Annotated in this window: 18 protein-coding genes and 1 pseudogene; 2 read left to right on the top strand and 17 right to left on the bottom strand. The window is 72.2% G+C overall.

Features of this window, described 5'->3' with window-relative positions:
- Positions 1-51: 51 nt before the first annotated feature.
- From ACGRHY_RS22995 to pgsA, 15 genes and pseudogenes are all read right to left on the bottom strand, one after another.
- Positions 52-2,349, bottom strand: a pseudogene (locus ACGRHY_RS22995) (RelA/SpoT family protein); the annotation flags it as partial.
- A gap of 459 nt (positions 2,350-2,808) precedes the next feature.
- Complete coding sequence (locus ACGRHY_RS22990) at positions 2,809-3,369, bottom strand: adenine phosphoribosyltransferase (protein WP_394637200.1); 561 nt, start codon at positions 3,367-3,369, stop codon at positions 2,809-2,811.
- A 4-nt stretch (positions 3,370-3,373) separates the two neighbouring features.
- A complete protein-coding gene (gene secF, locus ACGRHY_RS22985) occupies positions 3,374-4,495 on the bottom strand; it encodes a protein translocase subunit SecF (RefSeq protein ID WP_394637199.1) in 1,122 nt (373 codons plus the stop codon).
- A gap of 1 nt (position 4,496) precedes the next feature.
- On the bottom strand, positions 4,497-6,308 hold the full coding sequence (gene secD / locus ACGRHY_RS22980; RefSeq protein WP_394637198.1) for a protein translocase subunit SecD: 1,812 nt from the start codon (positions 6,306-6,308) through the stop codon (positions 4,497-4,499).
- 115 nt (positions 6,309-6,423) lie between these two features.
- The gene (gene yajC / locus ACGRHY_RS22975; RefSeq protein ID WP_394637197.1) at positions 6,424-6,864 is read right to left on the bottom strand and encodes a preprotein translocase subunit YajC; all 441 of its coding nucleotides are present in this window, start codon (positions 6,862-6,864) and stop codon (positions 6,424-6,426) included.
- A gap of 163 nt (positions 6,865-7,027) precedes the next feature.
- Positions 7,028-8,116: a Holliday junction branch migration DNA helicase RuvB gene (ruvB, locus tag ACGRHY_RS22970; RefSeq protein ID WP_394637196.1), complete on the bottom strand. Its 1,089-nt coding sequence runs from the start codon at positions 8,114-8,116 to the stop codon at positions 7,028-7,030.
- A gap of 188 nt (positions 8,117-8,304) precedes the next feature.
- On the bottom strand, positions 8,305-8,940 hold the full coding sequence (gene ruvA, locus ACGRHY_RS22965; protein WP_394637195.1) for a Holliday junction branch migration protein RuvA: 636 nt from the start codon (positions 8,938-8,940) through the stop codon (positions 8,305-8,307).
- Positions 8,937-9,593, bottom strand: coding sequence for a crossover junction endodeoxyribonuclease RuvC (gene ruvC, locus ACGRHY_RS22960; RefSeq protein ID WP_394637194.1), 657 nt, complete (start codon positions 9,591-9,593; stop codon positions 8,937-8,939). The genes ruvA and ruvC overlap by 4 nt, the downstream gene beginning before the upstream one ends.
- 163 nt (positions 9,594-9,756) lie before the next feature.
- Complete coding sequence (locus ACGRHY_RS22955; protein WP_394637193.1) at positions 9,757-10,509, bottom strand: YebC/PmpR family DNA-binding transcriptional regulator; 753 nt, start codon at positions 10,507-10,509, stop codon at positions 9,757-9,759.
- 69 nt (positions 10,510-10,578) lie between these two features.
- Positions 10,579-11,172: a pyridoxal 5'-phosphate synthase glutaminase subunit PdxT gene (gene pdxT, locus ACGRHY_RS22950; protein WP_394637192.1), complete on the bottom strand. Its 594-nt coding sequence runs from the start codon at positions 11,170-11,172 to the stop codon at positions 10,579-10,581.
- A gap of 131 nt (positions 11,173-11,303) precedes the next feature.
- A complete protein-coding gene (pdxS, locus tag ACGRHY_RS22945) occupies positions 11,304-12,233 on the bottom strand; it encodes a pyridoxal 5'-phosphate synthase lyase subunit PdxS (protein WP_394637191.1) in 930 nt (309 codons plus the stop codon).
- A 257-nt stretch (positions 12,234-12,490) separates the two neighbouring features.
- A complete protein-coding gene (locus tag ACGRHY_RS22940) occupies positions 12,491-13,051 on the bottom strand; it encodes a LemA family protein (RefSeq protein ID WP_394637190.1) in 561 nt (186 codons plus the stop codon).
- A 21-nt stretch (positions 13,052-13,072) separates the two neighbouring features.
- A complete protein-coding gene (locus tag ACGRHY_RS22935) occupies positions 13,073-14,245 on the bottom strand; it encodes a glycosyltransferase family 4 protein (RefSeq protein ID WP_394637189.1) in 1,173 nt (390 codons plus the stop codon).
- Positions 14,242-15,189 carry a phosphatidylinositol mannoside acyltransferase gene (locus ACGRHY_RS22930; RefSeq protein ID WP_394637188.1) on the bottom strand — a complete coding sequence of 316 codons (948 nt, stop codon included), beginning with the start codon at positions 15,187-15,189 and terminating at the stop codon, positions 14,242-14,244. Before ACGRHY_RS22930 ends, ACGRHY_RS22935 begins: the two co-directional genes overlap by 4 nt.
- Entirely contained in the window at positions 15,186-15,896 is a 711-nt protein-coding gene (gene pgsA / locus ACGRHY_RS22925) for a phosphatidylinositol phosphate synthase (protein WP_394637187.1), read from the bottom strand. The genes ACGRHY_RS22930 and pgsA overlap by 4 nt, the downstream gene beginning before the upstream one ends.
- A 325-nt stretch (positions 15,897-16,221) precedes the next feature.
- On the opposite strand from pgsA, the gene ACGRHY_RS22920 reads away from it, so the two are divergent.
- Positions 16,222-18,444 (top strand): elongation factor G-like protein EF-G2, encoded by a 2,223-nt coding sequence (locus tag ACGRHY_RS22920; protein WP_394637186.1) that lies wholly within the window; start codon positions 16,222-16,224, stop codon positions 18,442-18,444.
- 137 nt (positions 18,445-18,581) lie between these two features.
- A complete protein-coding gene (locus tag ACGRHY_RS22915) occupies positions 18,582-20,252 on the top strand; it encodes an AbeC-like domain-containing protein (RefSeq protein WP_394637185.1) in 1,671 nt (556 codons plus the stop codon).
- A gap of 34 nt (positions 20,253-20,286) precedes the next feature.
- Here ACGRHY_RS22915 and ACGRHY_RS22910 read toward each other — a convergent pair whose 3' ends face one another.
- Both ACGRHY_RS22910 and thrS read right to left on the bottom strand, forming a co-directional pair.
- Positions 20,287-20,850: an HIT family protein gene (locus ACGRHY_RS22910; protein ID WP_394637184.1), complete on the bottom strand. Its 564-nt coding sequence runs from the start codon at positions 20,848-20,850 to the stop codon at positions 20,287-20,289.
- Between the two features lie 100 nt (positions 20,851-20,950).
- Positions 20,951-22,930: a threonine--tRNA ligase gene (gene thrS, locus ACGRHY_RS22905; RefSeq protein ID WP_394637183.1), complete on the bottom strand. Its 1,980-nt coding sequence runs from the start codon at positions 22,928-22,930 to the stop codon at positions 20,951-20,953.
- Between the last annotated feature and the right edge of the window lie 218 nt (positions 22,931-23,148).

The following is a 23,148-nucleotide window of genomic DNA, read 5'->3' as shown; positions in this document are numbered from 1 at the left end:
CGGCGCCTTCGAAAGTGAAGGCGCCGGGGCCGCCCCCGTGTGCGCGCCGGGCTACGACCGGCGGGCCGATGTGACGCGGTAGACGTCGTAGACGCCCTCCACCCCGCGTACCGCCTTCAGCACGTGCCCCAGGTGCTTGGGGTCGCCCATCTCGAAGGTGAAGCGGGAGATGGCCACCCGGTCCCGGGATGTCTGGACGGCCGCGGAGAGGATGTTGACGTGCTGGTCGGACAGCACGCGGGTGACGTCCGACAGCAGCCGGGAGCGGTCCAGCGCCTCGACCTGGATGGCGACCAGGAAGACCGAGGACTGGGTCGGTGCCCACTCGACCTCCAGCATCCGCTCCGGCTCGCGCGAGAGCGAGTCGACGTTGACGCAGTCGGCACGGTGGACGGAGACGCCGTTGCCGCGGGTGACGAACCCGAGGATCGGGTCGCCGGGCACGGGGGTGCAGCAGCGGGCCAGCTTGACCCAGACGTCCTCCACGCCCTTGACGATCACGCCCGGGTCCGCGCTGGAGCGCCGCTTGGTGCGGCGGCGCAGGGGCGGGGCGGTCTCGGCGATGTCCTCGTTGGCGGCCTCCTCGCCGCCGATGGCCTGGATCAGCTTCTGGACGACGTTCTGCGCGGAGACGTGGCCCTCACCGATGGCGGCGTAGAGCGCCGAGATGTCGGGGTAGCGCATCTCGTGCGCCTGCGTGACCAGGGAGTCGCCGGTGAGGATTCGCTGGATCGGCAGGTTCTGCTTGCGCATGGCCCGCACGATGGCGTCCTTGCCCTGCTCGATGGCCTCCTCGCGGCGCTCCTTGGAGAACCAGGCGCGGATCTTGTTGCGGGCGCGCGGGGACTTGACGAAGCTCAGCCAGTCGCGGGAGGGGGCGGCGCCGGGCGACTTGGAGGTGAAGACCTCCACCAGGTCGCCGTTGTCCAGGGTGGACTCCAGCGGCACCAGGCGCCCGTTGACGCGGGCGCCGATGGTGCGGTGGCCGACCTCGGTGTGGACGGCGTAGGCGAAGTCCACGGGGGTGGCGCCCGCCGGCAGCGCTATGACGTCGCCCTTGGGCGTGAAGACGAAGACCTCGTTGCGCGAGAGGTCGAAGCGCAGCGACTCCAGGAACTCGCCCGGGTCCTCGGTCTCCTTCTGCCAGTCCAGCAGCTGCCGAAGCCACGCCATGTCGTTGACGGCGTCGCCCTTCTTCGCGGGCGCGTCGGTGCGGACCTTGGAGGCGCCGGCGACGGCCTCCTGCTTGTACTTCCAGTGCGCGGCGATGCCGTACTCGGCGCGGCGGTGCATGTCGTAGGTGCGGATCTGCAGCTCGACCGGCTTGCCGCCGGGCCCGATGACCGTCGTGTGCAGCGACTGGTACATGTTGAACTTGGGCATCGCGATGTAGTCCTTGAACCGCCCCGGCACCGGGTTCCACCGGGCGTGGACGGTCCCCAGCGCCGCGTAGCAGTCGCGGACGGTGTCGACCAGGACACGGATGCCCACCAGGTCGTAGATCTCGGCGAAGTCACGGCCCCGCACGATCATCTTCTGGTAGACGCTGTAGTAGTGCTTGGGGCGGCCGGTGACGGTCGCCTTGATGCGGGCGCCGCGCAGGTCGGTCTGGACCTCGTCGATGACGGTCGCCAGGTACTCGTCGCGCTTGGGGGCGCGCTCGGCGACCAGGCGGACGATCTCGTCGTACATCTTGGGGTAGAGGATCGCGAAGGCGAGGTCCTCCAGCTCCCACTTGATGGTGTTCATGCCCAGGCGGTGGGCGAGCGGAGCGTAGATCTCCAGCGTCTCGCGGGCCTTCTGCTCCTGCTTCTCCCGCTTGAGGTAACGCATGGTGCGCATGTTGTGCAGGCGGTCGGCGAGCTTGATGACCAGCACCCGCGGGTCCTTGGCCATGGCGACGACCATCTTGCGGACCGTCTCGGCCTGGGCCGCCTCGCCGAACTTGACCTTGTCCAGCTTGGTGACGCCGTCCACCAGCAGGGCCACCTGGTCGCCGAAGTCGCGGCGCAGGGTGTCCAGGCCGTACTCGGTGTCCTCCACCGTGTCGTGCAGCAGGCCCGCCATCAGGGTGGCCGGGTCCATGCCCAGCTCGGCGAGGATGGTGGTGACGGCCAGCGGGTGGGTGATGTACGGGTCGCCGCTCTTGCGCTTCTGCCCTCGGTGCCACCGCTCGGCGACCTGGTAGGCGCGCTCGATCTGCCGCAGCGTGGCGGTGTCGGCCTTGGGGTCGTTGCTCCGGACGATCCGCAGCAGCGGTTCCAGCACGGGGTTGTAGGGGCTGGAGCGCTGGACGCCCAGGCGGGCCAGGCGGGCGCGGACGCGGTTGGAGGAGCCCGAGCGCCCGGAGACGCCCGAGACCGCGCGGGTGGCCGAGACCTTGTCCCGGGAGGCCGCGTCGTCGCGCTTCCCGCCCGCGGGCGGGGCGGTGGACGGCGACGGTTTGGGGGTGCCGCCGCGCTTCCCGGCCGCGGTGGCGCCTGCCGTGGAGGGCTTCGCCGGCCTGCCGGTGTCCTGCTGCTGCGCTGTGGTGAGCGGCTTGGCCTCGTCTGGCAAGGGCAACTCCTCGGTGGGCCCCTCCTCGCCGGTCCCGGCGTGCGGAGGGCGGTTCCGGCCGGGAACAGGCCGGACTGCCATGGTATCCACCCCGGCCCCGGAACGAGCCGGGCGCCGGTGCGGGGCGGTGTCGGGTGTCAGGCGTCTTCGAGGGTGTCACAGACGGAGGGCCGGACGCGACGCGGGGGATGGCCCGGAGTGCTCCGGGCCATCCCCCGCGCGAGGCCGGTGCCGCGGTGGCACCGGCTGCTCTCAGACGGTGATCACGACGTCCAGCGGAGCGCCTTCCAGAGCGGCCTCCAGTCTGGTCCGGCCGGGCAGGAAGCCCAGCTCCATCAGGACCGCGACCCCGGCGACCTGCGCCCCGGAGCGGCGGATCAGGCGCAGCGACGCCTCGGCGGTGCCGCCGGTGGCCAGCACGTCGTCGATCACCAGCACCCGGTCCTCGGCGGTGAGGTCCTCGGCGTGGATCTCGATCTCGGCGCTGCCGTACTCCAGCTCGTACGCCTGCGACAGGGTGGCGCCGGGCAACTTGCCCGCCTTGCGCACGGGGATGAAGCCGACACCCGCCCGCACCGCCGCCGGGGCGGCCAGGATGAAGCCGCGCGCCTCAAGGCCGACCACCTTGGTGGCGCCGCGCTCCCGGGCGAGGCCGGCCAGCGCGTCGGTGAGGGCGTTGAATGCCTCGGGATCGGCCAGGAGCGGGGTGATGTCCTTGAACAGCACTCCCGGCTTGGGGTAGTCGGGCACGTCGCGGATCCTGCTGAGCAGCAGGCCGCGCAGTCTCTCGAAGTCGGCCGTGACGGAGATCATCGGGTCATCGCCGCCGTCCGGAGGGGCGCCCGCGGCTGCCGGACTCCGGCGAGCGGGGCCCGCCGACGGACCCGGCCGCCGCGGCGGTCGGCTCCGCGGCCCGCCGCGTACCGGAGGTCGCGTTCTCGCCCGCCTCCTCGGCGTCCTCGGTTCCGTCGCCGCCCTTGGCCCGCTTGGCCAGCGTCCGCCGGTCGTGGGCCTTGATCTCCGGCGAGCGGAGCTTGAGGTCCACCACGATCGGGGTGGCGATGAAGATGGAGGAGAACGTACCGGCGGCAAGGCCGATGAACAGCGACAGCGAGATGTCCTTGAGCATGCCGCCGCCGAGCAGGCCGGTGCCGATGAACAGCAGTCCGGCCACCGGCAGCAGGGCGACCACCGAGGTGTTGACGGAGCGGATCACGGTGGCGTTGACGCCGAGGTTGGCCAGCTCGCCGTAGGTGTGGCGGTTCTGCTTGAGCAGGCCGCGGGTCTTCTCCTTGACCTTGTCGAAGACCACCACCGTGTCGTACAGCGAGTAGCTGAGAATCGTCAGGACGCCGACCACCGTGCCCGGGGTCACCTCGAAGCCGACGATGGCGTAGACGCCGATGGTGACGACCAGGTCGTGGACCAGGGCGCCCATGGCGCCCACCGCCATCCGCCACTCGAAGGCGATGGCCAGGTAGACGCTGACCAGGATCAGGAAGACGACCAGGCCCTGGATCGCCTTGCTGCTCATCTGGTCGCCCCAGCTCGGGCCCACCAGTTCGGCGTCCAGTTCCTGTGGCTTGAGGCCGAGCTCGTCGGCGAGGGCCGCGCGGGTCTTCTCCGACTGCTCGTTGTCCAGCCCGGTGACCTGGATGCGCAGCGCGCCACTGCCCAGCTCCTGGATGCGGGGCTCGGTCCCGGAGACCTCCTGGGTGGTCTCGCGCGCGTCCTCGATCGACATCTGGGTGGGCGGGGTGGTGAAGACGGCACCGCCCTGGAACTCGATGCCCATGTACAGGCCGCGGGCCCCCAGGCCCACCAGAGAGATCAGCATCAGCATCAGCGTGACGCCGTACCAGAGCTTCCGCCTGCCGACGAAGTCGTAGCTGGCCTCTCCGCGGTACAGCTTGCCGCCGAGATCACCGAATCTTGACATCTCAGGCCTCCTTCGGTTCGGCGGGGGCGGCGACCGCGGCGCGGCGGCCCCGGTACAGCGGCGGGGTGACCCCGAGCCGCTTCGGGTCGAGTCCGGACCACGGATGGCCGCTGGTGAAGAACCTGCGGCCGGCCATGATCGTCATCATCGGCTTGGTGAGCAGGAAGACGATGGCCAGGTCCAGCGCGGTCGTCAGGCCGAGCACGAAGGCGAAGCCCTGGACCGATCCGATCGAGACGATGAACAGCACGATCGCGGCGATGATCGAGACCACGTCGGAGACCAGGATGGTCCGCCGGGCGCTCGGCCAGGCCCGCTCGAAGGCGGCCCGGATGGAGCGGCCCTCGCGGATCTCGTCGCGGATCCTCTCGAAGTAGACGATGAAGGAGTCCGTGGTGATGCCGATGGCCACGATGGCGCCGCAGATGGCCGGCAGGCTCAGCGCGAAGCCGATGGCCGGGCCGAGCAGAGTCATGATCACGTAGGTGAGGGCGGCCGCGGCCACCAGGCTGGAGATCGCCACCAGCGCCAGCACCCGGTAGTAGAAGAGCAGGTACGCGACGACCAGCACCAGGCCGATGGCCCCGGCGATCAGACCCGCCTTGAGCTGCTCGGAGCCGAGCGTGGGCGAGATGGTGGTCACGTTGCTCTCCTCGAAGGAGAGCGGCAGGGCGCCGTAGGAGAGGATGTTGGCCAGTTCCTCGGCGGACTGCTGGTTGAAGCTGCCGGAGATCTCGGCGCTGCCGCCGCCGAGCCGCTCGGAGACGCGGGGGGCGGAGACGACCTCGCCGTCCAGCACGATCGCGAACTGGTTGCGCGGCTCGGCCTGGGTGGAGAGCTCCTCGGTGATGTCGGCGAACTTCTCGGCGCCGTCGGAGTCGAACTCCATGGTGACGATCCAGCCCTGGGCGCGCTGGTCGTCGAAGAGGGCGGCGGCGTCGGTGACGTCGGTGCCGGGGACGGCGACGGGGCCGAGCGCGTACTTGTAGAACCCGCTCTCGTCACATGAGACGACGGAGTCGGAGCTCTCCGCCTGGGCGGCGGCCCGGCTCGCCTTGGACCGGCCCTCGTCGGTGGCGCACTTCAGCGCGTCGAGCTTCTTCTGCAGGTCGGCCGGTACGCCGGCGTCCGGTACCGGGGCCGGCTGCGAGGGCTCGGGGTCGGCGGGCTCCTCGGCCTTCTCGTCCCCGGACGCGGAGGCCGAGGGGGTGGGCGACTCGGAGCCGTCGGCCAGCAGGTCCTCGGTGACGGCGCGGCCCTGGGTGGATGCCCCGGGCGAGGGGGTCGCGGAGGAGTCGCCCGACTTCTCGCCGTCCGTCGCCTCCTCGGCGTCCTGTGGCTTCTCGTCCTTCTCACCGGCGGCGCCGGACGGGCTTGCCGAGGGCTCCGGCTGGGCCGGGGCTCCGGACGCGACGGTGAGGACCGGGCGGAACGCGAGCTGGGCGGTGGTGCCGACCTGCTCGCGGGCCTGCTTCTCGTCGGTGCCCCGCGGGATGTTGACGACGATGTTCTCGGCACCCTGCGTCCGCACCTCGGCCTCGGCGACGCCCAGACCGTTGACCCGCCGCTCGATGATGGAGACGGCGGTGTTCATGTTGGTCTCGTTGATCGCCTCCTCCTTGCCCGGCTGGGCCTTGGCCGTGAGCGTGATACTCGTGCCGCCGGCGAGGTCGATGCCCAGGCGGGGCGTGGTGTGCCCGGAGAGGAACATGCCTCCGGTGAGCGCCACCATGGCCACCAGGATGAGCGCCAGGGAGCGCCACGACCGTCCCTGGGTGCCCGGTGATCTGCGACCTTTCTTCGGTGCTGCCACCTTCTCGTATCTCCCTGTCCAACCGCCCGCGCTCGAATGGTCGCCGCGCGGCGCGCGAAGTGGTCGTAAGGACGTGCGGCACCGCCGGGCCCGTCGGGGCCGGCGGCGGGGCGACTCACCTGGAGTCGGTGTCGCCCTTCCCCTTGGCGTCCCCGGTCTCCGCATCGTCGGCGGAGGAGTCCGTCTTGCTCAGGTCGGTCTTGCCCGCGCCGCCGTCCGAGACCAGCGAGGAGGCGTCGTCCGGGACGACGGGGGTGTCCGTGTCGTGGTCCGGTTCGCCGTTGACGATGCGCTCGTACTCGTCGGCCTCCAGCACCGCGCCGATGGCGTTCTTGGCGTAGACCGCGTGTACGCCCGGCGCGACCTCCAGGAGAACCGTGTCGGAGTGGACCTCCTTCACCAACGCGTACATGCCACCGATCGTACGGATGCCGGTGCCTGGCTCCATCCGGTCGCGCATATGCATGGCCTGCTGCTGCTTCTTCTTGGCCGAGCGCGTCATCAGGAGCATGGCCCCGATGAGGATGATGAAGGGGAGGAGAAGTCCAATATCCACGGCGGAAGGTTTCCTTCACACGACCGCTGGCAGGCGGCCTGGTATTCGGGGGTGGTCATGCCCTCCGGGACGGAAGGCGTCGGCGGAGTCTAAGCGAGCCCGCGCCTGGGGAACAACGTCAAGCATCGCACTGAGGTTCCGCCAGGGGCGAGTTCGCACGCCGTCACGACCCGAAGAGACCGGGTTGGCCCGGCCCTCCCCGAGCGGACGCCGACGGCTGCCGGGGCGGGGTGAGTCCCATGTGCTCCCATGCGGCGGGAGTGGCGATCCGGCCCCGGGGGGTGCGGGCCAGCAGCCCCTCCCGGACGAGGAACGGCTCGGCGACCTCCTCCACCGTCTCGCGCTCCTCCCCCACCGCGACCGCCAGCGTGGACAGGCCGACCGGGCCGCCGCCGAACAGCCTGAGCAGGGAGTCCAGCACCGCCCGGTCCAGTCGGTCCAGGCCGCGGTCGTCCACCTCGTAGACCGCCAGGGCCTGTCCGGCGATCTCCCGGGTGATCACTCCGTCGGCCCTGACCTGGGCGTAGTCGCGCACCCGGCGCAGCAGCCGGTTGGCGATACGGGGGGTGCCGCGGGAGCGGCCGGCGATCTCGGCGGCGCCCTCGGCGTCTATCTCCACGTCCAGCAGCCGGGCGGAGCGGTGGATGACCTGCTCCAGCTCGGCCGGCTCGTAGAACTCCATGTGGGCGGTGAAGCCGAAGCGGTCGCGCAGCGGCGGCGGCAGCAGGCCCGCCCTGGTGGTGGCGCCGACCAGGGTGAAGGGGGGCAGCTCCAGGGGGATGGCGGTGGCGCCGGGGCCCTTGCCGACGATGACGTCGACGCGGAAGTCCTCCATCGCCATGTAGAGCATCTCCTCGGCGGGCCGCGACATGCGGTGGATCTCGTCGAGGAAGAGGACCTCTCCCTCGGTGAGGGAGGAGAGGATCGCTGCCAGGTCCCCGGCGTGCTGGATGGCCGGTCCGGAGGTGATGCGGATGGGGGCGCCCATCTCCGCCGCGATGATCATGGACAGGGTGGTCTTGCCCAGACCGGGGGCGCCGGAGAGCAGCACGTGGTCGGCGGTGGCGCCGCGGGCGCGTGCGGCGCGCAGCACCAGGTCGAGCTGCTCGCGCACCTTGGCCTGCCCGACGAACTCCGCCAGGTCCTTGGGGCGCAGCGCGGCCTCGACGGCGGTGTCCTCGCCGTCGGCGGTGGCTCCGACCAGGCGCTCCGCGCTTCCGTCGGCGTGGCCCGAGTGGTCATCCCAGGTCATGTCGGCCTCCTCGGGCCGCCGGCCACCGGACCGGCTGCCCGCGCGGTGGCCGGGAGGGTGTTCGGGTCGACGGTCAGGGCGGGGGTCTGGTCCGTGGTACGGGAGCGGGGCGGGGAGTGCGGCGTCATGGTCGGTCTCTCGTCGGTCCGTGGCCGGTCCGTGCCGCCGCGGCGGCACGGACCGGCTTCTCAGCGTGCGCGGTTGAGGGTCTGCAGGGCGGCGCGGAGGAGCTGCGGCACCGGCGGCCGGCCGCCCTCGGCCAGCACCGCCTCGGCCTGCGGGGTGACGGCGGTGACCGCGTCCTCGGCCTCGCGGGGGGCGTAGCCCAGGCCCACCAGGGCGGCATGGAGCTGCTCACGCCAGCCGGGCTCGCCCGCGGCCGGGCCGGGGCCCCGCCCGGCCGCGGCGGCCCCGGTGCCCAGTGGCTCGCCGAGCCTGTCCTTCAGCTCCAGCAGCAGCTTCTGCGCGCCCTTCTTCCCGATGCCCGGCACGGCGGTGAGCGCCTTCTCGTCCCCGGTGGAGACCGCCAGCCGCAGCGCGTCGGGGCGGTGGACCGCGAGCATGGCCTGGGCCAGCCGCGGGCCGACGCCACTGGCGGTCTGGAGCAGTTCGAAGACCTGCCGCTCGTCGTCGTCGGCGAAGCCGTAGAGCGTCAGGGAGTCCTCGCGGACCACCAGCGAGGTGGCCAGCCTGGTGTGCTCGCCGACTCGCAGGTCGGCGAGGGTGGCGGGGGTGCAGTGAAGGGCCATGCCCACTCCGCCGACCTCGATCACGGCGGTGTCCGGGGAGAGGGCGGCGACCGGTCCGGATACGAAGGCGATCATCGGCTGTCCTTCGGGGTGAGCTGGGTTCGCCGGGCGGGTGCGGCAGGCGGCACGGACCCGGGTGCCGGGGCCGGTTCCGCTCCCGCCGCCGCGGACGCGGCCCGGGCGGCGCGGGCCTGCCGGCGGTGGAGCTGCTGGCGGCCGGCCTGCTGAAGCCTGGCCTGCTGGAGCCGGTCCTGGGCGGGGGCGCGCCAGATGTGGCAGATGGCCAGTGCCAGGGCGTCGGCGGCGTCTGCGGGCTTGGGCGGGGCCTCCAGCCGCAGCAGTCTGGTGACCATCGCACCGACCTGGGCCTTGTCCGCCCGGCCGGTGCCGGTGACGGCGGCCTTGACCTCGCTGGGGGTGTGCAGGGCGACCGGGAGGCCGCGCCGGGCCGCGCAGAGCATGGCGACCGCACTGGCCTGCGCGGTGCCCATCACGGTGCGGACGTTGTGCTGGCTGAACACGCGCTCCACGGCTACGACGTCGGGCCGGTGCTCCTCCAGCCACTCCTCTATGCCGCGCTCGACGAGCACCAGCCGGTCGGGCACCTCTGCGTCGGCCGGGGTCCGCACGACGCCGACCCCGCCCATTCGCAGCGGGCGGCCGGCCGTCCCCTCCACCACGCCGATACCGCAGCGGGTCAGCCCCGGGTCCACGCCGAGCACGCGCACCGCGGCCCCCTTCCGTCCACTGATCGTTCGATCACCTGTTCCCGCAGGCTATCGGCTGCCACCGACAACGCCGGAGGGCGACACGGAAGAGGGCCGGCGCCGGGCCCCGCACCAGGCGCTGGAGCGGGCTCCGGACCGGGCTCCGGTTCGGACGCCCGGAAGGTCAGGCCTCGACCTTGGCCATGACGTCGTCGGACACGTCGAAGTTGGCGAAGACGTTCTGCACGTCGTCGCTGTCCTCCAGCGCGTCGATCAGCTTGAAGATCTTGCGGGCGCCCTCCTCGTCCAGCTCCACCTGCATGGTGGGGACGAAGTTCGCGTCCGCCGAGTCGTAGTCGATGCCCGCCTTCTGCAGCGCGGTGCGCACCTCGACCAGATCGCCCGCCTCGCTGATGACCTCGAAGGACTCGCCGAGGTCGTTGACCTCCTCCGCGCCCGCCTCCAGGACGGCGGCCAGCACGTCGTCCTCGGTCAGGCCGCCCTTGGGGACGATCACGACGCCCTTGCGGTTGAACAGGTACGACACCGATCCCGGGTCGGCCATGGAGCCGCCGTTGCGGGTCATGGCGACGCGCACGTCGGAGGCCGCGCGGTTGCGGTTGTCGGTGAGGCACTCGACCAGGACCGCCACACCGTTGGGGCCGTAGCCCTCGTACATGATCGTCTGATAGTCGGCGCCGCCCGCCTCCAGGCCTGCGCCCCGCTTGACCGCACGGTCGATGTTGTTGTTGGGGACGGAGCTCTTCTTCGCCTTCTGGATGGCGTCGTAGAGGGTGGGGTTGCCGTCGGGGTCGGCCCCGCCCATCCGGGCCGCGACCTCGATGTTCTTGATCAGCTTGGCGAAGAGCTTGCCGCGCTTGGCATCGATCACGGCCTTCTTGTGCTTGGTGGTTGCCCACTTGGAGTGGCCGGACACAGCCTCGCTCCTTCATGTCGCCAACAGGGGAATCAACGGGCCGATACTACAGCCGGTGACACCGGCGGATCACCGTACGGCCGAGCGCACCATCGCCGTGAAGAGCCGGTGCACGCGGTGGTCGCCGGTGAGTTCGGGGTGGAAGGCGGTGGCCAGCAGGCGGCCCTGCCGCACGGCGACGGGGTGGCCGTCGAAGACCGCCAGCACCTCCACGTCCGCGCCGGTGGACTCCACCCAGGGCGCGCGGATGAAGACGCCCTCGACCGGCCCGCCCCCGACCCCGGCGACGTCGACGGACGCCTCGAACGACTCGTTCTGCCGTCCGAAGGCGTTGCGGCGCACGATCATGTCGATCCCGCCTACCGTCTCCTGGCCGGACCGGGGGTCGAGGATCTTGTCGGCGAGCATGATCATGCCCGCGCAGGATCCGTAGACCGGCATGCCCGAGCGGACCCGCTCGCGCAGCGGCTCCATCAGCCCGAAGGCGTTGGCCAGCTTGGAGATGGTGGTGGACTCGCCGCCGGGGATCACCAGGCCGTCGACCCCGGCCAGCTCCTCGGGACGGCGGACGGTGCGGGCCGCGGCGCCGGCCGCCTCCAGCGCGGCGAGGTGTTCGCGGACATCGCCCTGGAGGGCGAGGACTCCGATGGCGGGGGTGGTCACGGGGCGCACCTCTTCGGGGACGTACGGGATGGCGTGGGGAACGGGCGGGCGGGACGGCCGGGGACGGCCGGGGGCGGCCCGCGGTGCGCGGGCCGCCCGGCGTGAGAAGGGGGCGCGGTGCGCGCCGCGGGTCACCAGCCGCGGCCGGCGAACCTCTCGGCCTCGGGCAGGGTGTCGCAGTTGATGCCGACCATGGCCTCTCCCAGGCCGCGGGAGGCGTCCGCGACGACCTTGGGGTCGTCGTAGAAGGTGGTGGCCTTCACGATGGCGGCGGCGCGCTTGACCGGGTCGCCGGACTTGAAGATGCCCGAGCCGACGAAGACGCCCTCGGCGCCGAGCTGGCGCATCAGCGCGGCGTCGGCCGGGGTGGCCACACCGCCGGCGGAGAACAGCACGACCGGCAGCCTGCCCAGCTCGGCGACCTCGCGGACCAGCTCATAGGGGGCGCGCAGCTCCTTGGCGGCGGCGTACAGCTCGTTGTTGTCGTAGCCGCGCAGGCGGGCGATCTCGTTCTTGATCTGTCGCAGGTGGCGGACGGCCTCGACGACGTTGCCGGTACCGGCCTCGCCCTTGGAGCGGATCATGGCCGCGCCCTCGGCGATCCGGCGCAGGGCCTCACCCAGGTTGGTGGCGCCGCAGACGAAGGGGGTGGTGAAGGCCCACTTGTCGCTGTGGTTGACCTCGTCGGCCGGGGTGAGGACCTCGGACTCGTCGATGTAGTCCACGCCGAGCGCCTGGAGCACCTGGGCCTCGACGAAGTGGCCGATGCGGGACTTGGCCATCACCGGGATGGAGACGGCGTCGATGATCCCCTCGATCATGTCCGGGTCGGACATGCGGGCCACACCGCCGTCCTTGCGGATGTCGGCGGGCACCCGCTCCAGGGCCATGACCGCGACGGCGCCGGCGTCCTCGGCGATCTTCGCCTGCTCCGGCGTGACCACGTCCATGATCACACCGCCCTTGAGCTGCTCGGCCATGCCGCGCTTGACGCGCGCGGTGCCGGTCTCGGGGGTCGGTGCGGAGGCGGTTTCGGGCGTGCTGGAAGGCGTGGTGGACAAGGTGCGACCTCACTCGGCGACGGTGACAGCGGTTGGGGCGGGCCGGGACCGGCCGGGACGGCGAACGGTGGCGGACGGCACCGGCCGACGGACGATCCGGGCTGCCGGCGCGGGTGGGCGCGGCAGCCGTACGGTGAACCCATCGTAGGCCAGTTCGATTCCCTGTCGGGCCCACCGCCCGGTCCAGTTCACGGTGATCCCTGCTACAGAACCGATGAAACGGAACGACCGGCCCCTGCGAAAGGGCCAATCGGAAGTCAGTGGCCTTCCCCCAGCGGGCCCGTACGGTCCGCCAGGACCGCCGGCGGCTCGTCGTCCATCTCGAAGGCCAGCGGGAAGGGGGCGTGCCCGGCCAGCCGGAACCAGCGCACCTTGCGGTGGCGGCGCAGCGCGCGGGCGGCCCGCACCGCGTCGTTGTGGAAGCGCCGCGCCATCGGCACCCGGCGCACCGCGGCGGCCAGCTCCTCGGCGGTCGCCTCGCCCCCGGGCGCCGCCCGTACCGCCTCCAGCTGCGCGCCCTCGGCGAACACCGCGCGCAGGGCCTGGCTGAGCGCGCTCTCGGCGACCTCCCGCTGCTCCTCCTCGGCCTGCCGGGCATCGTGGGCGGCCTGGTACAGGACGATGGAGGCGGCCGGGTCCAGCACCCCCGCGGTGGCCAGCTCCTGTGCGACGGAGGCACGCCGCAGCAGCTGCGCGTCCAGGGCGGCGCGGGCCGCGTCGATCCGGGCGTGCAGCCGGTCCAGGCGACCGGCGGTCCAGCTCAGGTAGACGGCGACGAACAGCAGCGCCGCCGCGATCCAGACGATCGTGGTGGTCACGGTCGGAAGGTCTCCCTCGGCTCAGTCGCGGGCCAGGCCCAGCCGGGCCCGCAGTCCCACCCGCTCGTCCGGCGCGACCGAGACGGCGCCGTCGGTGACGGTCTCGTAGACGGACAGGACGTCCGCGCCGACGGTGGACCAGTCGAAGCGGCGTACATGGCGGCCGCCGCGCTCGCGCAGCGCCGCGCGGCGCTCCGGGTCGCCCAGCAGGCGCACCGCGGCGGCGGCCAGCTCCCCGGCGTCCTCGTTGGCGTACAGCTCGCCGGCCTCTCCCCCGTCCAGCACCTGGGCGAAGGCGTCCAGGTCACTGGCGAGCACCGGGGCCCCGGCCGACATCGCCTCCACAAGGATGATGCCGAAGGACTCACCGCCGGTGTTGGGGGCGATGTACAGGTCCACGCTGCGCAGCAGCCGCGCCTTGTCCTCGTCGCTGACCATGCCCAGGAACTCCACGCGGTCGCGCAGTTCGCGCGGCAGGCCGGCGACGGCCTCCTCCTCGTCGCCGCGCCCGGCCACCAGCAGACGGGTGCCGGGACGCTCGGCGAGGATGCGCGGCAGCGCCCTCATCAGTACGGGCAGGCCCTTGCGGGGCTCGTCGATGCGACCGATGAAGCCGATGGTGTTCCCGCCGTCGCGGCCCTGCCACCCGGCCTTGGGCTCGGCGCCCGCGAAGAAGTCCACGTCCACGCCGTTGGGGATGACGACCGCGTCCCCGCCCAGATGCTCGACCAGGGTGCGGCGGGCGTACTCGCTGACCGCGATCCGCGCGCTGATCTTCTCCAGCGCGGGCTGCAGGATCGGATAGGCGGCGATCATCGCCCGCGAGCGCGGGTTGGAGGTGTGGAAGGTGGCCACGATCGGCCCCTGCGCCGCCCAGCAGGCGAGCAGGGAGAGCGAGGGCGTGGCGGGCTCGTGGATGTGCAGGACGTCGAAGGCGCCCTCGTGCACCCAGCGGCGCACCCTCGCCGCCGAGAGGAAGCCGAAGTTCAGCCGGGCGACCGAACCGTTGTACGGAACGGGGACGGCGCGCCCGGCCGGCACGACGTACGGCGGCAGGGGGGTCTCCTCCTCGGCCGGGGCGAGGACGGACACCTCGTGCCCGAGACCGGTCAGGTGCTGGGCCAGGTCCCGGATGTGGAACTGGACGCCGCCGGGGACGTCCCAGGAGTAGGGACAGACGATGCCGATCCTCACCGCTCCCCCGCCTCCCGGCCGGCCGGTCCCGGGCCGGTTCCGGTCTCCGTCCCGGTCCGCGGTGCGAGGTCCGCCGACCACAGTCTCTGCAGCATGTGCCAGTCCTCGGGGTGCTCGGCGATGCCCGCCGCGAAGCCGTCCGCCACCGTCTGGGTCATGGCGGCGGCCTTCTCCTTGCGGGTGCCCTCGGCGGGCGCCTGAACCGGCGGCAGGACGCGCCCCTTCATCACGGGCGAGTCGTCGAACCACAGGTGCGCCGGGAGCAGCGCGGCCCCGGTCTGCAGCGCCAGCATGGCGGGGCCGGCGGGCATCCGGGCCGGCTCCCCGAAGAAGTCGACCTCGACTCCGGAGGAGGACAGGTCCCGGTCGGCGACCAGTGCCACCAGCCCGCCCGCGCGCAGCCGCCGGGCCAGGGTGCCGAAGGCCGCGCCGCCGGTGTGCGGCAGCACCTCCATGCCCAGACCCTCGCGGTAGGCGACGAAGCGGTCGTACAGGGTCTCGGGCCTGAGTCGCTCGGCGACGGTGGTGAACGGGATGCCCAGGCCGGTGGTGAGGTAGGCGCCGGCCAGGTCCCAGTTGGCCATGTGCGGCAGCGCCAGGATCACGCCGCGGCCGGAGCCGAGCGTGTCGGTGAGCCGGTGCAGGTCGGTGACCTCGACGCCGTCGCGGATGCGCGCCGCTTCCCACACCGGCAGCCGGAAGGACTCCATCCAGTAGCGCAGGTACGAGCGCATGCCCGCGCGGGACAGCTCGGCCAGCCGCTCGGGCCCCGCGCCGGGGACGACCCGGGCGTAGTTGGCCTCCAGACGCAGCACCCCCTGGCCCCGGCGCCGCCAGGCGGCGTCGGCGATGGCGCGGCCCAGGGCCGCGGCCGCGGGCTCGGGGAGGCGCTTGACCGCGCCCCAGCCCAGCCCGTACAGGACGTCGGTCGTCCGCTCCCTCATGAGCTGCCGCCCCCCTGCTCGGTCGCGGCGGCCCCGTCGCGTCCCGGTCCTGTGGCCTCGCCCCCGGCCCGGCCGGCCTCGGCCTCGGCCGCCTCCCGCCGGACCGTCACCATCCGCTGCAGGACCGTCACCAGGCTGCCCACGGCCACCACCCACAGGGCGACGGGCAGCAGGACCCCGATGTACGGGACGCCGAAGGCGGTCTCGAACCCGGCTAGCCCGGCGCACACCAGGGTGATCACCAGCCGCTCGGCGCGCTCGACCAGACCGTTGACGTTCACCGGCAGGCCGATGCTCTCGCCGCGCGCCTTGGTGTACGACACCACCTGGCCGCTGGCCAGGCAGAAGATCGCCACCGCGCACAGCACCTGGTCGCCGCCCCCGCCCGCGTACCACAGCGCGATACCGCCGAAGACGGCCGCGTCGGCGACGCGGTCGAGGGTGGAGTCGAGGAAGGCTCCCCAGCGGCTGGAGCGGCCCGACTGCCGCGCCATGGTGCCGTCCACCAGGTCGGAGAAGACGAACAGGGTGATGACGACGGTGCCCCAGAAGAACTCGCCGCGGGGGAAGAAGGCCAGCGCCCCCGCCATGACTCCACCGGTACCGATGAGCGTGACCGTGTCGGGGCTGACCCCCAGCCGGAGGAGCAGAGCGGCGAACGGTGTGAGAACACGCGTGAAGAACGCACGCGCGTACTTGTTCAGCATGGCCTTCCCGGAGGTCGAGGTGAGCCGGCGGCCGGGGGGCCGTCGGCGCGCCCATCGTAGCCAGCCGCGCCCGGAGCGCCGCCGGTGCGTCACGGCGCCCTCGATCGCGGGCGCGCGGGGGCGGGCGAAGACACCGCTCGCGCCCTTTTTGAGCGGTTTCGCCGATGAGCACCCCTTTTCGCATCATTACTACCGGTAGCGGTGAATGCCACGTATGGACGGACTCCGGTGGCGGTGGAAAGCTCGAAGGAGCACCCCTGGTGCGTTTGGTGCGATCCGGCACACGACCATCCGAACCAGCCGCGCGGACCGGAAGGCGGAGGACATGGGCGACAGGACGAGTACGCACACCGGGGCCGCGGGAAGGGCGCCGGTGGCCGACCGGCCCGGCTCCATACGGAACGTGGTGCTGGTCGGCCACAGCGGCGCCGGGAAGACGACACTGGTCGAGGCGCTCGCCCGGGCCTCGGGCGCGCTGGGCCGCGCGGGCCGGGTCGAGGACGGCACCACCGTCTCCGACCACGACGTGATCGAGCACCGGCAGCAGCGCTCGGTGCAGCTCTCCCTGGTCCCCGTGGAGTGGGACGGTGTCAAGGTCAACCTCCTGGACACCCCCGGCTACGCCGACTTCACCGGGGAGCTGCGGGCCGGTCTGCGGGCGGCGGACGCGGCCCTCTTCGTCGTATCGGCCGCCGACGGCGTGGACGGGTCGACCCGGCTGGTGTGGGAGGAGTGCGCCGCGGTCGGGATGCCGCGCGCCATCGTCGTCACCCATCTGGAGGCGTCGCGCGCCGACTTCGAGGAGATGACCGACATCTGCCGGCGGGTCTTCGGTGGCGACGACCCCGACGCCGTGCTCCCGCTGTACCTGCCCATGCACGGGGATCAGCCGGAAGGGCGGCCCGACGGGCACGCGCCGGTCGCCGGGCTGATCGGGCTGCTGTCACAGCGGATCTGTGACTACTCCGCCGGCGAGCGCGCCGAGCGCGCCCCGGACCCCGAGCACCTCCCCCTGATCGCCGACGCCCGCGCCCGGCTGATCGAGGGCATCATCGCCGAGAGCGAGGACGAGACCCTGATGGACCGCTACCTCGGCGGCGCGGACGTCGAGACGGAGACGCTGGTGCGGGATCTGGAGAAGGCCGTCGCCCGCGGTGTGTTCCACCCCGTCCTGGCCGCGGCCCCCGCCGCGGAGGGGGCCCGGCAGGGGCTGGGCACGGTGGAGCTGCTGGAACTGGTCACCCGCGGCTTCCCCACCCCCGAGGAACGCGAGGTCCCCCCGGTCACCTCCCCCGGCGGCCGGCCGCGCCCCCCGCTGGAGTGCGATCCCGACGGCCCGCTGGCCGCCGAGGTGATCAGGACGTCCTCCGACCCCTACGTCGGGCGGATGTCGCTGGTGCGGGTCTTCTCCGGCACCCTGCGCCCGGACGTCCCCGTGCACGTGTGCGGCCACGGTCTGACGGACCACGAGGGCGCCCCCGCCGGGCAGCCCCATGACGCGGACGAACGCGTCGGCGCCCTGACCAGCCCCTTCGGCGGGCAGCAGCGGCACCTGCCGAAGGCCGTGGCCGGCGATCTGGCCTGTGTCGCCAAACTCTCCCGCGCCGAGACCGGCGACACCCTGTCGGACAGGGGCGACCCGCTGGTGATGGAGCCGTGGGTGATGCCCGACCCGCTGCTGCCGGTGGCCGTCGAGGCGCACGCCAGGAGCGACGAGGACAGGCTCTCCCAGGGGCTGGCCAGGCTGACCGCCGAGGACCCCACCCTGCGCCTGGAGCAGAACCCCGACACCCGGCAACTGGTGCTGTGGTGCATGGGCGAGGCCCACCGGGACGTGGCGCTGGAGCGGCTGCGCACCCGCTACGGCGTCCGGGTCGACGCCGTGCCCCACGAGGTGGCCCTGCGCGAGACCTTCGCCGAGCGGGCCGCCGCGCGCGGGCGGCACGTCAAGCAGTCCGGCGGCCACGGCCAGTACGCCGTCTGCGAGATCACCGTGGAGCCGCTGCCGGCCGGCTCGGGCGTCGAGTTCGCCGACGAGGTCGTGGGAGGCGCGGTGCCTCGCCAGTTCATCCCTTCGGTGGAGAAGGGGGTGCGGGCCCAGGCCGCACGCGGGGTGGGCACCGGTCATCCGCTGGTGGACGTGCGCGTCACCCTCGTCGACGGCAAGGCGCACTCGGTGGACTCCTCCGACGCCGCCTTCCAGACGGCGGGCGCCCTGGCTCTGCGCGAGGCCGCCGCCGGCGCGCGGATCCACCTGCTGGAGCCGGTCGACGAGGTACGGGTGACGGTCGCCGACGAGTACGTGGGCACGGTGATGAGCGATCTGTCGGGGCGGCGCGGCCGGGTGGTGGGCACCGAGCAGATCTCCGGCGGCGGCACCCTGGTGCGCGCGGAGGTCCCCCAGTCGGAGATCGGCCGCTACGCGGTGGACCTGCGCTCCCTCTCGCACGGCACGGGCCGCTTCTCCCGCTCCTACCTGCGCCATGAACCGGTGCCGCGGCAGGTCGCGGAGCGGGTCCGCGGGCGGGTCGAAAGCCGCGTGGCGTGACCCCCCGGTGACGGTACGCTGAACGCCGTGGCGTCGGGCGCGGCACGGGCGGGCACCAACAGGTGTGCGGCGGGCCGTGGTTGGGAACGGTCGGTACGAGCCTGACGTCGGACGGCGCGAGCGGAGTGGGGGCACCATTGGCGGGCTTCGATGACGTCGAGGGCGGCGCGTACGACTTCAGTCCCGGCGCGCAGGTCCCGTTGACCGGCGCGGGCGGCGGGCAGACCGCCCCGACCCAGGCGCTGGCCTCGGCCGCCTACCGCGACGGTCCGGTGACGGACCTGCTCGCGGCGAACGAGGGCGCCAAGGTCTCCGCGCCCCGCTTCTCGCTGTTCGAGCCGAACCTGGGCGAGGCGTTCTCCCGCGCCGTTCAGTCGCGGATGCTCGGCGGCGCCCGCAAGGCGCTGATCCAGTCCTTCGGCTGCGAGCCGCAGGCCGTGGTCGAGCACTGCCTGGCGGCCAACCGCATCCGCCGGGAGCGGGACGCCCGGCTGACGGCGGTGATGGTGCTCTTCGGGGTCCTCTTCCTGCCCGGCGTCCTGCTGTGGCTCGGGGGCTTCCAGCTGCGCCGGACGCTGGCGGGCGCGCAGGACCGCCGGGCCGGGGCGCTGGGCATGGGCGTGCTCGTCGCGCTCGGTGTGCTGGCGGGGGTCTTCGTGCTGAGGCTGCCGTTCACCGGTTTCTGGGCGGTCTACCTGCGCGTGATGCTGGTCGCCCCGGTCGTGGGCTGGCTGCTGGCCAAGCAGATCTGCGAGCGCTACGCCAAGGACCTGCGCTCCCGCTGGGAGGGCCTGCTGTCGGGCGGCGGCATCGGCGCCAAGATCCCCGAGGCGGTGCCGCACGCCCCCGGCGACGCGGGCGCGGAGGGCATCAGGCTGAATCTGGCCAAGCTGACGGCCGAACAGCGCAGCAACGTGGTCTTCTACGCCGGCCCCAAGGGGATACTCGGCATGGGCCCCCGCTGGGGCAGCTGGCAGCTCGCCGAGGAACTGGTCCCGGCCTCCCCCGGCACCGAGATCAACCCCTTCCGGAGCTGGGACGTGGCGCGCGCGATCCACGACCAGCTGCGGATGCTGGAGCGCACCCCGCTGCACACCGGCGGTTTTCCCAGGCCCTCCGTCCGGCACTGGGTCGTCGTCCCGGTCGGGGAGGGCGCCTCGTCGGTCTCGCGCCCCGACGGCCAGAACGTGGACGCGTACAGCGTCAAGGAGTTCGAGGTCCAGCGGATCTGCAACGAGCAGCAGTTCGGCAGCGGCAACCGCCACTACCTCGGCGTCCAGTTCGTGCTGTGGGACGGCCAGCTCGTGCTCACCCTGCTGGTCAACGTCACCGTGCTGCACCACACCCTGCGCATCGAGGTCACCGGCCACGCGCTCGGCCCGGTCAACCCGGTGTTCTTCTCCAAGCCGTCACCGAGGAAGAAGACGGTCTCCAAGACCGTCCGGTTCTGGGAGACCAAGGACATCGAGCTGCCGCTGATCGAGGCCCCCGAGGTGGTGCGGCTGGCGGCGCGCGCCCCGCTGACGTGGTTCCCGCCGGTGCTGGACTTCATGGGCGGCAAGCTGTCCCTCCCCGAGCCCTTCGGGCTGCGGCACGTGTGGGCCGACAAGCCCTGGCGCCACCGCTTCATGGCCGACGACGCCCTGCGGGCGGCCACCCCGGTGCTTCGGGTGGTGCACGCGGCGGCCCTGAAGGTGCTGAAGGAGAACAACGTGGACATCGAGAAGTTCGGCGCCCGCTCCCTGAACCTCAGCGGCCAGGTGCAGTCGGCCGAGCCAGGCAACGCCGACGTCTACAACGCCTCCTGAACTGCCCCGCGCGGTCGTGTGCGGCGGGCCGGGCTCAGGCCCCGGCGGGCCACTTCTCGGCCAGCATGCGCCGGGTGTCGGCCAGCAGTTGCGGCAGCACCTTGGTGTGGCCCACCACCGGCATGAAGTTGGTGTCGCCTCCCCAGCGCGGCACGATGTGCTGGTGGAGGTGGGCGGCGATCCCGGCGCCCGCGACCTCGCCCTGGTTCATGCCGATGTTGAACCCCTGCGCCCCGGAGGCCGCCCGCAGCGCCTTCATGGCCCGCTTGGTGTAGTCACCCAGTTCCACCGTCTCCTTCTCGGTGAGATCGGTGTAGTCGGCGACGTGCCGGAAGGGCACCACCATCAGATGGCCGCCGTTGTAGGGGTAGAGGTTGAGCACCGCGTACACCAGCTCGCCGCGGGCGATCACCAGCCCGTCCTCGTCGGACTTGGCCGGGATCGTGCAGAACGGGCAGCCGTCACCGGCGCCCGGGCCGCTCGGCTTGTTCTCCCCCTGGATGTAGGCCATCCGGTGGGGCGTCCACAGGCGCTGGAAGGCGTCCGGCGACCCCACTCCGATCTGCTGCTCCGGCTCGCTGCTCATGCGGGCCAGCATAGGACTTCACCGGCCCGCGGCGGGCCGGTGGGGCGGGACGACGACGCGGGGCGTGCTTCCGGGGCGCCGGCACCCCGGAAGCACGCCCCGCGTGCGGTGGTCAGACCTGGACGCGGTCCTCGACGGCCCTGGCGATCTCCGCGACCGCCTCGTCGACCGGCACGCCGTTCTTCTGCGAACCGTCGCGGTAACGGAAGCTGACCGCGCCGTTGGCCATGTCCTCGTCACCGGCGATGACCATGAACGGCACCTTGCTCTTCTGCGCGTTCCTGATCTTCTTCTGCATCCGGTCCGAGGAGGAGTCCACCTCCACCCGCAGCCCCTTCGCCCTCGCCCGGACCGCGAACTCCTCCAGGTAGGGCACATGGGTGTCGCCGATCGGGATGCCGACCGCCTGGACCGGGGCCAGCCAGGCCGGGAAGGCGCCCGCGTAGTGCTCCAGCAGCACGGCGAAGAACCGCTCGATGGAACCGAACAGCGCGCGGTGGATCATCACCGGCCGCTGCCTGGAACCGTCGGGGGCGGTGTACTCCAGCTCGAACCGCTTGGGCTGCTGGAAGTCCACCTGGATCGTGGACATCTGCCAGGTCCTGCCGATGGCGTCGCGAGCCTGGACCGAGATCTTGGGCCCGTAGTAGGCGGCGCCACCCGGGTCCATCACCAGCTCCAGCCCCTGCTTGCCGGCCGCCTGCCGCAGGATCTCGGTGGCCTCCTCCCACTCCTCGGGCTCACCGATGAATTTCTCGGAGTCGTCGCGTGTGGACAGCTCGAGGTAGAAGTCGCTCAGACCGTAGTCGCGGAGCAGGTCCAGCACGAAGGTGAGCAGGCTGTCCAGCTCGTCCGGCATCTGCTCCTTGGTGCAGTAGATGTGCGAGTCGTCCTGGGTGAAGCCGCGGGCCCGGGTCAGGCCGTGCACCACACCGGACTTCTCGTAGCGGTAGACCGTGCCGAACTCGAAGAGCCGCAGCGGAAGTTCACGGTAGGACCGCCCGCGTGCCTTGAAGATCAGGTTGTGCATAGGGCAGTTCATCGCCTTGAGACGGTAATTCTGCCCCTCGAACTCCAGAGGGGGGAACATCCCCTCGGCGTAGTTCGGCAGGTGCCCGGAGGTCTCGAAGAGCCCTTCTTTGGTGATGTGCGGGGTGTTGACGAACTCGTAGTCCGCCTGCTCGTGCCGCTTGCGGGAGTAGTCCTCCATCACCCGGCGGACGGTCCCGCCCTTGGGGTGGAAGACGGCCAGGCCCGAGCCCAGCTCCTCCGGGACGGAGAACAGGTCCAGCTCCGCGCCGAGCCTGCGGTGGTCGCGCTTCTCGGCCTCGGCCAGGAACTCCAGGTACGCCTTCAGCTCGTCCTTCGACGGCCAGGCGGTGCCGTAGATCCGCTGGAGCTGCGGGTTCTTCTCGCTGCCCCGCCAGTACGCGGCGGCCGACCGCATCAGCCTGAACGCCGGGATGGTGCGGGTGGTGGGCAGGTGCGGACCGCGGCACAGGTCCTTCCAGCACAGCTCGCCGGTCTTGGCGTCGAGGTTGTCGTAGATGGTCAGCTCGCCCGCGCCGACCTCGGCCGCCGCCCCCTCGGCGGCCTCGGCCGCGTTGCCCTTGAGGCCGATCAGCTCCAGCTTGTACGGCTCGTCGGCCAGCTCCTCGCGGGCCTCCTCGTCGCCGGTCGCACGGCGGGAGAAGCGCTGTCCGCGCTTGACGATCTCCTGCATCCGCTTCTCGATGCGCTTGAGGTCGTCCGGGGTGAACGGCTCGGGGACGTCGAAGTCGTAGTAGAAGCCGTCCTTGACGGGCGGGCCGATGCCGAGTTTGGCCTCGGGGAAGAGGTCCTGCACGGCCTGGGCCATGACGTGCGCGGTGGAGTGCCGCAGGATGTCCAGCCCGTCCTCGGAGGAGATCTCCACGGGCTCGACCTCGTCGCCGTCGGCGACGGCGTACGCCAGGTCCTTCAGCTGCCCGCCGACGCGCGCGGCGACGATCGAGCGGTCGCCGGCGAAGAGATCGGCGGCCGTGGTGCCCGTGGTCACCACGCGCTCTTCCCGCTCGGAATCGCGTTGGATGATCACACGGACGTCCGCCACCGGTCTCTCCTGACTGCTGTCGTCTCGGGTCTCCCCGTCTCGGGATCCGCCCGAGGCGCGGACGATCGCCGCGCACCGTGAATCGTACCGAGCCGGACGCCCCCGCCGCGAAACGGTTACGGCCCGGTCCGGGGACGCCGGGGTTGGCCGCGAGCCGGGTGAGGTATCAAGACGGGCGACGGGCGTACGCGCCGCCGTGTGCGCCCGCCCGCCGGGAC

It is taken from the genome of Streptomyces shinuiensis (assembly GCF_043660855.1).
Lineage (GTDB): Bacteria > Actinomycetota > Actinomycetes > Streptomycetales > Streptomycetaceae > Streptomyces.
The sequence above is the reverse complement of the archived record's forward strand: the minus strand, read 5'-3'. Positions and strand labels throughout refer to the sequence as shown.

What these genes read in the sequence shown, in the direction of transcription:
- ACGRHY_RS22990 (WP_394637200.1), bottom strand. Translation starts at nt 3,369, where the DNA reads ATGATCTCCGTCACGGCCGACTTCGAGAGACTGCGCGGCCTGCTGCTC.
- secF (WP_394637199.1), bottom strand. Translation starts at nt 4,495, where the DNA reads ATGTCAAGATTCGGTGATCTCGGCGGCAAGCTGTACCGCGGAGAGGCC.
- ruvB (WP_394637196.1), bottom strand. Translation starts at nt 8,116, where the DNA reads ATGACCTGGGATGACCACTCGGGCCACGCCGACGGAAGCGCGGAGCGC.
- ruvA (WP_394637195.1), bottom strand. Translation starts at nt 8,940, where the DNA reads ATGATCGCCTTCGTATCCGGACCGGTCGCCGCCCTCTCCCCGGACACC.
- ACGRHY_RS22930 (WP_394637188.1), bottom strand. Translation starts at nt 15,189, where the DNA reads ATGAGGGAGCGGACGACCGACGTCCTGTACGGGCTGGGCTGGGGCGCG.
- pgsA (WP_394637187.1), bottom strand. Translation starts at nt 15,896, where the DNA reads ATGCTGAACAAGTACGCGCGTGCGTTCTTCACGCGTGTTCTCACACCG.
- ACGRHY_RS22920 (WP_394637186.1), top strand. Translation starts at nt 16,222, where the DNA reads ATGGGCGACAGGACGAGTACGCACACCGGGGCCGCGGGAAGGGCGCCG.
- ACGRHY_RS22910 (WP_394637184.1), bottom strand. Translation starts at nt 20,850, where the DNA reads ATGCTGGCCCGCATGAGCAGCGAGCCGGAGCAGCAGATCGGAGTGGGG.